Source organism: Sulfitobacter aestuarii, assembly GCF_042685005.1.
GTDB lineage: Bacteria > Pseudomonadota > Alphaproteobacteria > Rhodobacterales > Rhodobacteraceae > Sulfitobacter > Sulfitobacter aestuarii.
This window is the reverse complement of sequence record NZ_JBHUMP010000013.1, coordinates 28465-41692: the sequence shown is the minus strand read 5'-3', so window position 1 is coordinate 41692 and position 13228 is coordinate 28465. Positions and strand designations below refer to the sequence as shown.

10 protein-coding genes are annotated in these 13228 nt (G+C 59.1%); 4 read left to right on the top strand and 6 right to left on the bottom strand.

From position 1 onward, the window contains the following. Positions 1-2: 2 nt before the first annotated feature. The 4 genes from ACFSUD_RS14185 to ACFSUD_RS14170 are packed head-to-tail and all read left to right on the top strand — an operon-like array spanning position 3 to position 2679. On the top strand, positions 3-989 hold the full coding sequence (locus ACFSUD_RS14185; RefSeq protein ID WP_243252208.1) for an ATPase, T2SS/T4P/T4SS family: 987 nt from the start codon (positions 3-5) through the stop codon (positions 987-989). After that, on the top strand, positions 986-1180 hold the full coding sequence (locus ACFSUD_RS14180; RefSeq protein WP_243252198.1) for a DUF4177 domain-containing protein: 195 nt from the start codon (positions 986-988) through the stop codon (positions 1178-1180). Before ACFSUD_RS14185 ends, ACFSUD_RS14180 begins: the two co-directional genes overlap by 4 nt. Beyond that, positions 1177-1590: a hypothetical protein gene (locus ACFSUD_RS14175; protein WP_132998428.1), complete on the top strand. Its 414-nt coding sequence runs from the start codon at positions 1177-1179 to the stop codon at positions 1588-1590. Before ACFSUD_RS14180 ends, ACFSUD_RS14175 begins: the two co-directional genes overlap by 4 nt. Before the next feature lie 12 nt (positions 1591-1602). After that, on the top strand, positions 1603-2679 hold the full coding sequence (locus ACFSUD_RS14170; protein WP_243252196.1) for a type IV secretion system protein: 1077 nt from the start codon (positions 1603-1605) through the stop codon (positions 2677-2679). A gap of 218 nt (positions 2680-2897) precedes the next feature. On the opposite strand, the gene ACFSUD_RS14165 is transcribed toward ACFSUD_RS14170, so the two are convergent. The 6 genes from ACFSUD_RS14165 to ACFSUD_RS14140 all read right to left on the bottom strand — a co-directional run bounded on the left by ACFSUD_RS14165 (position 2898) and on the right by ACFSUD_RS14140 (position 13208). Further along, a complete protein-coding gene (locus ACFSUD_RS14165; protein ID WP_243252195.1) occupies positions 2898-5543 on the bottom strand; it encodes a TrlF family AAA-like ATPase in 2646 nt (881 codons plus the stop codon). Positions 5544-6320: 777 nt separating this feature from the next. Then, positions 6321-7403: a type II toxin-antitoxin system antitoxin DNA ADP-ribosyl glycohydrolase DarG gene (gene darG, locus ACFSUD_RS14160; RefSeq protein WP_132998414.1), complete on the bottom strand. Its 1083-nt coding sequence runs from the start codon at positions 7401-7403 to the stop codon at positions 6321-6323. Beyond that, on the bottom strand, positions 7403-8032 hold the full coding sequence (gene darT, locus ACFSUD_RS14155) for a type II toxin-antitoxin system toxin DNA ADP-ribosyl transferase DarT (protein WP_206054332.1): 630 nt from the start codon (positions 8030-8032) through the stop codon (positions 7403-7405). Before darT ends, darG begins: the two co-directional genes overlap by 1 nt. A 274-nt stretch (positions 8033-8306) precedes the next feature. Further along, a complete protein-coding gene (locus ACFSUD_RS14150; protein ID WP_132998418.1) occupies positions 8307-10286 on the bottom strand; it encodes a type IV secretory system conjugative DNA transfer family protein in 1980 nt (659 codons plus the stop codon). Between the two features lie 8 nt (positions 10287-10294). After that, complete coding sequence (locus tag ACFSUD_RS14145) at positions 10295-12628, bottom strand: relaxase/mobilization nuclease domain-containing protein (protein ID WP_132998416.1); 2334 nt, start codon at positions 12626-12628, stop codon at positions 10295-10297. After that, positions 12615-13208: a helix-turn-helix domain-containing protein gene (locus ACFSUD_RS14140; RefSeq protein WP_322343534.1), complete on the bottom strand. Its 594-nt coding sequence runs from the start codon at positions 13206-13208 to the stop codon at positions 12615-12617. The genes ACFSUD_RS14145 and ACFSUD_RS14140 overlap by 14 nt, the downstream gene beginning before the upstream one ends. Positions 13209-13228: the final 20 nt, after the last annotated feature.

Below are 13228 nucleotides of genomic sequence, written 5' to 3'. Positions count from 1 at the left end.
CCATGTCGCTGAGCTATCTCGAAACCTCGCTCGACCGGATCGATGCCGCCGCACGCGACGATGTCATCGAGATCTGCATCAACCCTGACGGTAGCTGTTGGGGAGAATTCCGGGGCGATCACTTCATGCGGAGGCTGGACCAGGCGTTGACCACGACGGAAGTCAAAGACCTCGGCAACCAGATCGCCTCCTCGGCCAATACCACAATGAGCAAGGACCGCCCCATCGTCTCGGTCTCGATCACCTACAAGGGCCGCCCTATCCGCGCACAGGTCATCACCCCGCCCGCCGTGCTCTCCGCCATGTCGATCAGCCTACGGTTCTTCTCGAGCCTGCCGCTCGAAGGGATCGCGCTCGATTTCCTCTACGGCAAAGAACGCAAGCTTGAAGAACTCCGCATTGAGAAAACCCGGGAACTGCGCGAGGTGGTCGCTGCAGGCGTCATCGACGATGCTCTGACCTTCTGCGTCGAGAACAAGCTGAACATGATCGTCTCCGGTGGCACCTCCACCGGAAAGACCGTAGCCGCGCGCAAGATCCTCTCTCACGTACCGGCCGAGGAACGCATCGTGACCATCGAAGAAGCCGCCGAGCTTCTGCCGACCCAGCCAAATGCCGTGACCCTCATCGCCAATCGCGACGCAGAATTCCAGACCGCCGATGTGCTTCTCACCGCCACGCTGCGCATGCGCCCCGACCGGATCATCCTGGGCGAGGTGCGCGGCAAGGAGGCCATGACCTTTCTGGAAGCCATCAACACCGGCCATGGCGGCTCGATGACCACGCTGCATGCCGAAACTCCCCAACTTGCCGTGCAGCGCCTCGCGATCGCAGCACTAAAGACCGAGATCCCGATGACCTATGCCGACATGATCCAGTACATCGAGAATTCCATCGACGTGATCATCCAGGCCGGTCGCCATGACGGCAAACGCGGCATCACCGAATTCTACCTCCCCGGCGCAACTGAGATTGGAATTTCCCCATGAAGACCTTTGAATACGATATCCTGTCCTTTCCCATGGCCCGAAAAACCAGCCTTGCCGACATGCAGGCCAGCCTGAATGCCAAAGGTGCGGAAGGCTGGGAGGTGGTGTCGATCAGCTCCTCGGAATTCGCCAATGTGGGACACACGGTCTTCCTGAAGCGTGAGACCACACCCGCCGGAGCCACGGCATGAGGCAGGCGGGCTGCACCCTCGTATTGACTGCGCTGGTCTTGGGCCTGACGTTGGCACCCGCCTTCGCTGAGCGCGATCTCGTGCCGACCCTCGATCGCAGCTTTGACGTCTGTCCGGACCGGCCCGCTGAACCCTTGTGGATGCAGGAGATCCCCCTGCGCCAAGCCTATCAGCGGGTTCTGGTTCAGGACATCTATCGCGCCCAGAATCTCGAGCGGGTCGTCGAGATCGGCAACTGCGACTGCGCGACCCGGTTCCCCTCTTGGGACGCAGCCGAGGCCGTGTTTCATGAGAGCTACGCGAGCGACGAACGATGGGAAATGCTGCAAGCCTCGGACGCCTACAACCGCCACGCCAACGCCGCCCGTCCCGAAGCCCAGGCCATCTGCGACGTCGCGGGCAATTGGTAAGGAAGCCCCGCGATGAGCGTCGTCACCTATTTCGTTGAAACCTCCCAAGCCTATCTCGACACCGCCGCTGAGACCCAGTTTGGTGCGGTTGCGGCAACGGTCGGCACGCTCCTGGTTTTGGGGACAACGCTGGTGGTGATCCTCGTCGGAATCAACATGATCTATCAATACCGGGCCATGGATGGGCACACAGCCTTCTGGCTCGCGGTCAAGATTGGGCTCATCGGGATATTCGCGACCAATTGGATGCAGTTCAACGCGTTCTCGTCTGCTATTCTCTATGGGATCGACAGTATCGCGGGCGCGCTCGTGGCCTCCGTCGGCGGCGGCAGCCCGGGGCCTTCTGGAACTTTCGCTGAAGAATTCGACCGGCTGATCGCCGAGCTCGGCGATTACCTGAATGCCGCCGGGTCCGAGCTGAATTGGATGGCTGGCGCCATGCTCGACATCGTCGGAGTGCTTCTGCTCTCGATCCTCGGCGGACTGGCCGCCTTCATCCTCGTGGCCTCCCGATTGATGATCGCGCTTCTGATCGGGATCGCCCCGGTGATGATTTTCCTGACCCTCTTCGAGGTCACCAAGGATTATTTCGCGCGCTGGTTATCCGCGCTTATCTCATTCGCGATCTACCCTATCGTGATCGCAGGGGTCTTCGCGACCATTACAGGGGTGGCCTCAGCTCTCATCGGCGAGTTGGGTGATCCGGAAGGGGCTTCCAACATTGGTGCCCTTCTCCCCTTCTTCATGATGGTCCTCATGGCCAAGGGCTTCATCATCGCAACACCCTTCATTGTCCGCGCGATCTCCGGCAACATCATGATGCCTGCCCTCTCCGGAGGCCTCGGTGGCGGATACAGCTTCGCTCGCGCAGCGATGGGCAGCCAGCAGGCCTACAATCGCTACCTCATCGGCGGGGCCAGTGGCGCAGAATACACAGCCCTCAGGGCGCGGCAGTTCTTGGGCGTGCAGCAAATGCCAGTGCGGCAAGGGATGGGGCAGACGGGTTCCGGAGGCGGCACAGGATCCGCAGACTCGGGATCAAAAATGCTGGCGCAGCTTGCGAGACTGGGACGGCTTGGACGACGGTGACGGCCCAGTCCGGCCGTTCACCGGGTTCACTTTCGCTGTGCTGCGGCTACACCGAACCGATCATCTATGGCGGTGTGCAGCGTAGTCGGGAAAGCCAAGTGTGCCAGCGCTGCATTCGGGCCTCCGAAGTGGCCGCTCACAGCCGAGTGCAGCAAAAACCGGAGGCGAATGTAGCCGAGAGTAGAGTGGTGAAGCGTTTCGTGTTCTTTTAGATATGGTCAGACGGCACGGGCTTTCCAGATTTGATAGATTGTCTTGCGGCGCTCAAATGCCTCCGGGCCGCCCTCCATGATGGAAATGACGTTGGACTGACAGGACTTATCGTCGATATTGCCAACCGATATGGCGATGTCATCATCGCTGGCGCTGCATGTGGTGATGGTCTCGGCATCGCCAAGCACCGGAAAATTCGCGTTATGTGTCGCGAAGATGAATTGCTGGTTTGGCTTGATCTGCCGAAGCAGCTTGACCACCTCCTCGTAGACGGTCTGGCTATCAAGATCATCTTCCGGCTGGTCGATGAGCAGAAGATCATTCCCCTTCTGGCTAAGCAGGAAGAGCATCATCGCGGAGGCGCGCTGACCAAGAGAATGCGACAGAAGTGCTTTGCCGTGATACGTCACCGCATAGCTGTTGGGCACCTGATAAGAGATGAGTGCGTAGAGATTTGCTATGAAGTGCTTTTTGAAGTCCTCGCTTTTTCCCTTCGCGTGAGCACAAGCCTTTTCGAGGTCTTTGAAAATCTCGCCAAAATCGGAGTAAGCCTCTGCAAGTGCATTATAATATTCCCTGCGAAGATTATTGCCTCGAAGTAACCCGTCGATATGGGTCGTGAAGGCGTTGCGATCTCCCTTGAACGCTACATTTACTCTCAATGATCCTTGCGATTCGTTGATGATTTTCAGCGCCGCCGCGATTAACTTGAATTCATCGTGCCAGGCATCATTCAGCGATGTCATGGCGATCAGGACGGCTTCGAGCCTTGTTTTTTCCTTTCCCGTCCGCTTGGCCAGCTCGGCGATTTCAGCTTCAAGCTCCTGCTTGCGCTGCGTAAGCTTGATATAGGCATCCGGCTGGATCGAGGTAACGCCCTGTTCGTCCAACGCTTTGACCAGTTCCCGCTCGGTCTCGGCAAATTCTTCCTTTAGGCCGTCGCGCACGCCTTCAAGCTCTTGGCGCAGTTCATCCAGATCGCAGGACTTGGTCTTGATGGTGGCAGCAAGAGCCTTGGCTGTCGCCACCGTGCCTTTTAGCTCTTCCACCTTGGCTGCGTAGCGCGTGAAGAAATCAGCATTTTGATCGGAGGCATGAACTTCTATCAGCTTGAAATCTTCTTCGGCCTGGGTTGCAGCATCATCAATCGTCTTGCGCCAGGCCGCAGCCGTCTCGTCAATACCCTGACAGTAGGTCAGGTCCTCGCTATAGGCCAATTGCTTTTCAAGCTTGTCCTTGATGCCATGCTTGTCGAATTGCTCCAGGTTGAATTCAACATCCTTCAGTTCATCTTCCAGCGCTTGCTTGTCCTCCGCATCGCCGCGGACAGAATTGAAGCTCTCTATAGCCGACTTTAGTTCGCCCGCGCGTTCCTCGATCTTTTGCCGCACACCCTTTAGGCTATCGCCCATGAGCTTTTCGACAAGATCGTGCCCGAAGCCCTTTCCAGCAGCGGAGAGGTCCTTCTGCCCGAAGTAAAGCGGCTTGGCGATGATCGTCTCCTTAATGGAGACACCGGGGCGCAGCACGTCATCGACATAAACATCCGGCAAATGCCCCCAGATGCGCCTTACCTCATAGCGACCGCCATGCCGATCGGTCGCTTCGACAATTACCTTGCCGCCGCTTTTCAGAACATGGGGCAGGAGCTTATCCTTATATTCCTTGTCCTGTGCCTTTTCGCCAAAGGGGATATCAAGCGCGTAGCGCACGCTTTCCAGGATAGAAGATTTTCCGCTGCCCTGAATGCCAATCAGACAATTCAGATGCGGAGAGAAGGTAACACGCCTACCATCCAGCAATCCGCCTTCAAAGCGAACGGCGTTGATGTGGGAATGGCCTATGGACGGTATATCCGGCGCAACGCGGAAAGCATGATCCGTCAGGGCAAATTTCACCGCATCGAAACCAACATCGCCAAGCTTCAGATAAACCTTCTTACCTTTGCCGATTTCAGAAATTTCTTTTGCATCAGAGCCTTCCACTTCGGCTGGATAGTGATCGCCCCACCAGCCCTTGACCTTCGTGCGGCAAACGCCATCCTGCTTGTCATGGGTGCGGACCTTCTGGAAGCCAAGGGCATATTTTTGAATGAGCGGCTCAGCGGCAAGTTCGCCCATTCGCCCGCCGCTTAACTCCTTCCACAGGCCACTATTAGCCTCGACATGCGCGAAGATAATGAAAAAGTCGCGGTTGTAGGATTCCAGTTTTCTGAGCGTCTCGATCAGGTCATCATTGCTACGTCCGTTTTCCTGCTCGTATTGCGCGGGAACCTTCCCAGCAAACGCTACGCCAAGAAATTGGTTGATGTAATCCTGACCATCGGCCAACCAAGCTTCGGAAAATACCACGAGTGTGTGAACGCCGTTTGCGCCGTCCTTGACGGATAGTTCCACGCCGGGGAGCACACCGATACCGAATTTGCGCGCCCTCTTGCGCAGAGCCTTGAATTCTTCCAAGTCAAATTTGTTGTGGTTGGTGATGACGGCAAGGCGTGTTCCGTTAGCTTCAAGGGCCTCGACATAGCTGGCGACGAAACGGTCAGCGTCGCCGTCATAACGAAATTCCTTATCCGCTCGAGTGTGCAGGTGGAAATCTGCCCTTACCCACTTCGTGCCATGCTCGAAGAGTTTCTGAAGCGCCTCACTCATTCGCTACGTCCCTGTGATCAATTAGTTTTTCTTCCCAATGAGACCACGCAATGCGGGTCTCTGTAAAGTTAGGCGCTGACTGGCCCGCGGTTGGCCAGAACGGCGCGCGGGCGGCGGCAGTGTGACTTGCCGTAGGGTGCAAGCGCGACTACGTCCGAGCGGTCGCTGCAATTGTGTTGCAGGCCCTTAGGGGAAGTCGACGTTATACCCGTTAGGTGGTCATGAATCCCTTGCCAGCGGCCATCAATCTGAATGGCTGGTCTCACAGTTAGGCTGCGGCTGCAATGCCGCGACGCCATGAGGCCGCTTTCCGCCCTGCGTTTCAGAGTTTGGCGCGATACTGCGCCAGACGCGCGGGACTGCTCTCAGCGCTTTGCGGTCTTATGCCCAAACGGCTGCGACCGTTAAGGTTCAGACTTAGTCAGAATTAACCGGCCTCTCCGTCCCGAGACCCGCCATCCTACGTGGAAGTGATCGGCCTGCGAGGTTAGAAGGGCGAATTAACGAGAACCCTCTTTCATTTTTTTGCGGGGGGCTTGCTAGATTTGCTAGGTTTCAGGGACGGTGTGTTCCCTGGTGTGGTTTTGTTGTCACGGCGTCGCTGATCCGGTTTCCCGGTTGATTTTGCTATCGGCTTCGGTCCTGGTTTAAGTGCCATGAATGCTCTCCGTTATTGGTTTGTTGATTTGATGCTCCCACGAATGTCCGCGTTGTAACGATGCTGCGGAAGCAACGCGGCATCGCCGCATGTGTGCTTCCCGCCCACGAAATCAAAGATTAACAGGCAGGCAGCCTGTTCGATATCTGAAGTTGGCCCAAAGCGATGGCGACCAACCGGCGATCGAAGATTTTCAATTTGCGCTGTCCAGCGACTTCCCCGCCAGCCCAGTCCTTAAGACCTTCCATCACTCCCTCAACAGTCGGTTCGATATCGTCGTGCTGCATCATCCAGTCGACAGTCGCCAGAAGTTCCATGCCGAGAGGCGACTCAAAGCCATCGATAGTGGCCGAAGCCCATTCCAGTACGCTTGAGAACTGCTTCCCTTCACCCGAGTTCAGATAGGCTTGCACTCGATCATACTTTGCGTCGTTGAACCAAATGAGATCCAAGGGATCGGCATCTGCAAGGCGCTTGTCGCACCGGAGATAACTTCCATCGAGACTGTCGAGCAGCTTCGTCAGGTTATGCGAATAAGGTCCGTACTTGTTTGCTTGGAACCTGAACTTGAGTGCGTCCGAACCCCCGAACCGTTTCACGCCGCGCTCGAGAAACCATCCCAATTTCTGCACCTCAAGAATCGAGCATTCAATCCCAAGGAGTGAGTACCGACGTACCATCTCAGCCACCAGTGCGCGTGCCGGGGTGAGCTTCTCAACACCAGTGCGCTTGGCGACATTCTGATACTTGGAAGTCGGCTCGTAGACAATGGCATTGACCCCTTCAAGTTCCGCCAATGCCGACTCGATAAGAGGACGCACATCGCGCCAGTCAAGGCCACCATTACCACAGCCAAGTGGAGGGATCGCAATTGAATTAATTCCCTTCTCACGAATTACTCGGACAAGGTCCTTCAATCCATCCTCGACCCATTCAATCTTAGTTTTCACTCGCCAATGGGTCTTTGTCGGGAAATTGATGATCCAGCGCGGCCCAAAGAGCTCCTTGTTCTCGGTAACAAACATTTTGCCAGTACGCACTTCGCCTTCATCGCAGGCGCGCGCATAAGCTTCGAAGTTTCGTGGGAATTGCTCCTTGAACATGAGGGCAATTCCTTTGCCCATGATTCCGACCGTGTTCACGGTGTTCACCACCGCGTCAACGTCAGCTTCCAGAAGATTGCCTTGCGTGTAAGTTACCATCAGAAATACCAGCCTGGTCGCGCCACGATCTTGAGATCGAGCCCAACCTCCTCCCGTTGCTGTTCAAGTGTTCCTTTTTCGTTCTCGCTTAGGCAGACTATGCCTGCAAGGTGCTCCACTGGCAAGTGCCTGTGCACGAGCGCCTCGGCCTGGTAGCGATCCGTCTTTTCGGGATCATCGACGTCGCGTTTGAAGTCTCTACGCTGCAGGATGCCCCAGTCGACCTTGTCGAGGTCGTCGAGCGAGGTGAAGAATTGCGCAGTCTGGAGGTATGCGTGGCGATCTGAAAACACCGTTGCTACGCCTCGATCCTCGAGCCCCCGAAGTGAGGACGCCATGATCACAATCTCCGTGTTCGGGAACTGGCGAATTCCTCCGTAGCCAGTCTTGATGTTGTACATCATCATCGAAAATGGCGTGAAATAGAACGGAATGTAATCTGATAGCGATCCGCCCGGTGCAACAGGTACATTCCGTGCAGTCCGACGCTGAATTAATTCGAGGTTCCCAATTCGCACGAAATTGGGGTCTTGCACTCCGGAATTCTTGCAATGAAGCCCATGCCTGAGGATCCACGGCACATTGTTGATGTGCGTAATCCTGAAGATCAGAGCTTTTTCGGCGGTCAAGTTGTTTGCCATGTCTCGATATGGATACAGTTTGGGCCAACTTCCCTCAAGATGTTATATGGTGGCCAGCGCCGTCGAGCACATAGCCGATTGACTGGTTCGCAAAACACTTGCCATTCGGTCTTCGCACGAACGCCAACCCTTGGCGACGGCCAGCCCCGAATGTCTGCGCCTGCTTATGGCGTTGAACCTTTTCGCACCCTTTGCAAATGTCCGGAATCCGTCTTCCCCGACAAGCAGGCGATGTCCGCCACCCTATCGAGCAACCAGCTTTTTACTCCCACCCCTCCCGCAACATCGCTTCCATATCATCCAATCCATCGACAGCAGAGCGCATCTGCGCCTCATCATCCACGCCCACTGACTCGGCAACCGCAATCTGGCTCCCAAAATCCATCTCCATCTGACGCTGTTCCTCGGTGATGACGGCTTGAACGACAGGCGCGGTCTTCTTTGGAGCGGCGTCGGCTTGGCCTGACGGTTGACCATCGCCAGCCTGGCTTGCCCTCTCCACATCGGCTTCTGTTCCCCCTGGCCCATCCAACGGCGTCATCGGCATGGCGCGCACACTCAGCGGCAGCGTGCCCTGCGGTCCCCTGTCCCCCGGCTTCGGAAACGGCAACTCGCCTGATTGCGCCGCGTGGATCGCCTTGAACAGCCGATCGTCAAAGTATTGGATCCGCTTCGCGCGGACCGGCATCTGGGCATCGATGACCATGACGATCTCGTCGAGCGGTAGCCGGCGCGCCTCATCCTCGGGCAGGAGAGAACTTTCTTCGGTCCGGGTGGACTGGCTACGGCCTTCGAAGGGGTTCTTGCCGATGGACTGGGATCGCGTGATGACGGTCTTCGTGGTCTTGCCGACAGCCTTGCTGAGCTCCTCGACGGTTTTTTCATCGGACGGCGTCAGGTAGAGCTTCACGCCCGCATTCCCCTGCAAGGCGCGGCGGGTGTTTTCGCCATAGATTTCATCGAGGGCGGGGATGGTTTGGGTGACCACGGCCAAATGGCCGCGATAGGTCCGCAGGGTCTCGATGCTCTCGACCACGATGGGCATCTTGCCGAGGCGATTGAACTCGTCGAGCATGATCATCACGGGCCAGGGTTCATCTGGCCCGGGATCCTTCTCCTGCATGGCGGAGAGCAGGTCGGAGAAAAACAGCCGGATCAGCGGCGCGAGCGGCTTCACCATCAGCGGCTGGACCACGAGATAGACCGAAAAGGGTTTCTTGCGGATCGTGCGGAAATCAAAATCCGACACCGCTGTCGCCTCATCGATGGCCGGGTTCTGCCATTGATCGAGCCCCGATGTCATCAGGAGCGAGACGTAAGAGGTCAGCGTATCGTTGTTGGTCGAGGCCAGCCGCGTGAAGATCAGCTTGGCGGCCCTGTTGTCCACCTCGTGGCCCCGCGCGAAATATTCCTTCTGCTTGTTCCCGCCCGAGGCGGCGATGCGGTAGATCTCGCCCAAGGTCGGACGCTTGCGCTGGAAGGCCAGGAGCCCTGCTGCCACAAAGAGATCGATCCCGCCCTTGAGCAGCCCCTGCACCCGGTCATTGTCGCTTTGCAGGAAGAGCGTCGCCAGGAGCTGCAATTCCATCTGCTGGCGCGCGGGATCTTTCAACTCATAGATGCGCAGGAGCGGGTTGTAGCGGTGCGTGCGCTTGCCCTCCCAATCGGTGGGGGCAAAGCGATAGATCTTGTCGCCTTGGGCGGCGCGGTGCCGGGCCGTGGCCTCAAAGCACTCGCCCTTCACATCGAGCGTCACGGCGGAGCCTTGCCAGGTCAGCAGGTTCGGAATGACGAAGCCCGTGGTCTTGCCGCGGCCCGTGGGCGCCACGATCAGCGCATGCGGGAAAACCTTGGAGCAGATGTAGTTGGCGCGGGAGCCCGGCGGCCCCAGCTTGCCGAGGATGAACCCGGTGCCGGGCGCCCCGAAGAACCCATTGGCCTTCATCTCGCGCGCGGTCTGCCAATGGGTCTGGCCAAAGCGTGTGAGGGCGGACCCCGAGAGGGCGAGGCTCAGCATCAAGCCGGCAGCGGCGAAGCTGCCGATGATCAGGTGAATAAGTTGCGCGTCTTCCGGGCGGCGATCGAGGATCGCCAGATAGTTCTGCGCGATATAGGCAAAGTCGATCTCGGCTCCGAAGCCGAGATCCTGATAGGTCAGCACCGCCGAGGCGATGGTGTAGCCTATGGCTGCGGTCACCAGCGTTACCACCAGGACGCCCGTGGCGATCCGCGCTTTTCCCATGGAGGCGCTCAATGGACCTGTCCCCGCTCGGTCTCGCCATCTACATCGCCAGTCCGGTGTTTTTCGTATTCGGTGTCGGCAAGATCATCGACCACCTGGCGCAAGGCCTCCGTGTTGGCCGTCGCGGCATCGGATTGCAGATAGACCTTGGCGACATAGAGCCGGTCAAGACGGTCCTCGAGAACCTTCTCCAGCGCATCGGCATCGCCAGATGTGAGCCGGTCGCGTTGGCGAACGTCCAGCACCCGCGCGATCTCGTCGCGGAATGCGTCCCGCTCCGCCTCGGTCTCGAAGGGCGCGGACAACTCCCCCGCCCGCTCATGCTTCAGAACACGCGTAATCCCGTCTGCGAGGCGATCGGTGTTGTCAGACTGCAGCGCAGTTTCATCGCGGGTCGCGAGGATGTCGTCGCGCGTGCCAGACCCAAGCCCGTCGCGCATCTCGGCTTCGCGGCGGACCTGATTGATGGCTTCCGTATCGCGTATCTCGACGACGGCCGCATAGGTCGCGCCGAGCCCACGGGCGAGATGGGACGGCATGTCCGGATAGCGCGCTCGTAAGTCATCCGTGACAGCATCTGCAACGGGCGTGCGGAGGTCGCGTCCCTCCATGATGCGGCCGACCTCGCGGGTGATCTCGCTGGCGCGGGCCGCATCGGTGATAGTCTCCCTGTAGGGCTCAGACCGGTCGATCACATCGCCGGGGCGTGCGAGCAGGTCCGGGTGTGCCTCGAGATACGCACGCTGCTCCGTCTCGATGCGGCGCTCCGCCCGTGAGACAACCTCCCAGTCCCGGTCCTCGATCTGCTGCGCTGTCAGGCCGTCTGCGCGCATCTCCTGACGGATTGTCCCTTCCATCGCCCGGACTGCGTCCTGATGATAATGGAACCGCTCGCTGACCGGTTCCGCTTCCATGACCCCATCCCGGCGCAGCACGTTTTCCCGTTCCAGAAGCGTGCCAAGCGCGACATGCACATCGTTGAGAATGTCGCGCGCCTGTTCCAAATCGGCGCGGCGTTCGAGATTCAGATCGCGCGCCTCGGCCACCATGGCGAGATCATTGGCGATCCATTGATGCTCGAGCGCTGCATTTGAGGCCCCGGTCTCGATCCGGGCCACCACTTCGGATGTGCTGATCCCCGTGCCCCGTAGTGCCGCGTCAATGCGCGATCTCAGATCGGGCTCGGCCAGTCGCTCGCGCTGGTTGGTGTCGATATTGGCTTCGGAATAGATCCCGCCCTCCGAGGGGGCCTCTGACAGCGTGGATGATCGCAAACCGAGAGGCTGCATGTGCTGGACCTGCGTCTGGATCTCGATGAGGCGTTTTTCCAGCACGGGACGTTCCGCGTCAGGCTTCTCGGCGATCATGCCCTGCACCCGCGCGAGCTTTTCTGCATAGAGGCTTCTCAGATCCTCGAAGCTTTGGTCCTCGGCCATATACACATCTCCTGTTCGGTCCAGCTGCCCGCCATGCGCAAGCACCTCGCCCGCGCGGAAGAGTGCCGCGGCGATGTCTTCCCGGGCCTCGCGCGAAGCCTCCGCGGCAAGCGAATGGTAGACGGTTCTGGTGTTGGCGATCTCCGCCAGCGTCCGGGTCAGGTCCTGCCCCACGCGTTCGCGCTCGCGGGGCGCGCGGCCCTCGTCCTTCGCGGCATAGACCTCGCTGGTTCGGGCCGGGTAATGCACGACGCCGCGATCCACCCGGCGCGTGGCCTCCAGGCGCACGCCGTACTTCTCCGCCTCCTCGACCATGGCGAGGCGGAAATCGTCGTAGTTGAAGCGGTGGTTGCGCCCCAGAAAGAAGAACTCGCCTTCCTGCGAGCGACGGTTCAGCACCAGATGCGCATGCGGGTGATCGCGGTCCTCATGCACCGCGATGATGTAATCGAAATGCCCCGCGTCGGTCTGGAAGAACCGCTCGGCCACATCCGTCGCGATGTCGCGCACATCCTCCCCGCGCGTGCCTATGGGGAAGGACATGAGCATGTGGGTGGTCTGGCCCAGCTTGGGTTTGAAGCCCGCATCCCACCGCTTGGCAAAGCGCTCGGTCAGATCCTTGATGTCATTCGCCTCGAGCTTCGCCTTGCCATCCAGAAACCCGCTACTGTCGACGATATGGGTGGACTTGGTTGTGAGGTAATCGAGCTGGTTCATCAGCTGCGACTTGTTATGGGTCCCCCCTCCCCGGATCGCCTTGAAGACCGCTGGCCGATGCCCCGCTGCCGCGCGTACAAGCTGGCTCTGCTTGGCGACATGCAGCCCCTGCATCGAGCCCCGGACGCGGCTCCAGCCATCCCGGAAGACCTCGCCCGTGACGGCATGGACGGCATCATTCAGCCGCATGGGCAAACTCCCTCAGCGCGGCCGTGGCCTCCAGCTGCATCGCGTCCCGACGGCGGCGCAGGAGCAGGTCGATCTCGTCAGCAGAATCCAGAATGAACCGCGCCAGCCCGCGCATCTGCGCGAGGCGCAATTCGGTGAACTCGGCACGCGTGCCCCCCACGGCCCCCTGCCCCATCCGGTTGGCCCGCGTCATCTGCTTGGCGATCTGCGCGACCCCATTACCGACCTCGTGCAGAGAGGCGCGGTAACGCGCCATCTCTGCTGCCATCTGCGCGTCCGGAACGAACACTCCGCCCGCCGCCTGAATGAGCCGCCGCAGCCCCTCGGCCCGGCTCTCGATTCCGGCTGTCGCCAGCACCTCGTCGAGCGCCGCAAGCTCCGCAGCCGTAACCTTCACACTGACCGCTAAGACCGGAATTGCGGCATCCGTCTGGCGCTCGGCATCAGCTTTGAGCGTGTACTGAATCGCCCGCACCGACACGCCAAACCGCTCAGCAAGCACCGAAGTGGAAACGCCTTCCGCAGCCTCGCGAACGATCTCCATGCGGTCCGCATCGGTGAGACGTTTTGAACGAGACATGCGAAGAAAGACCCCCTATT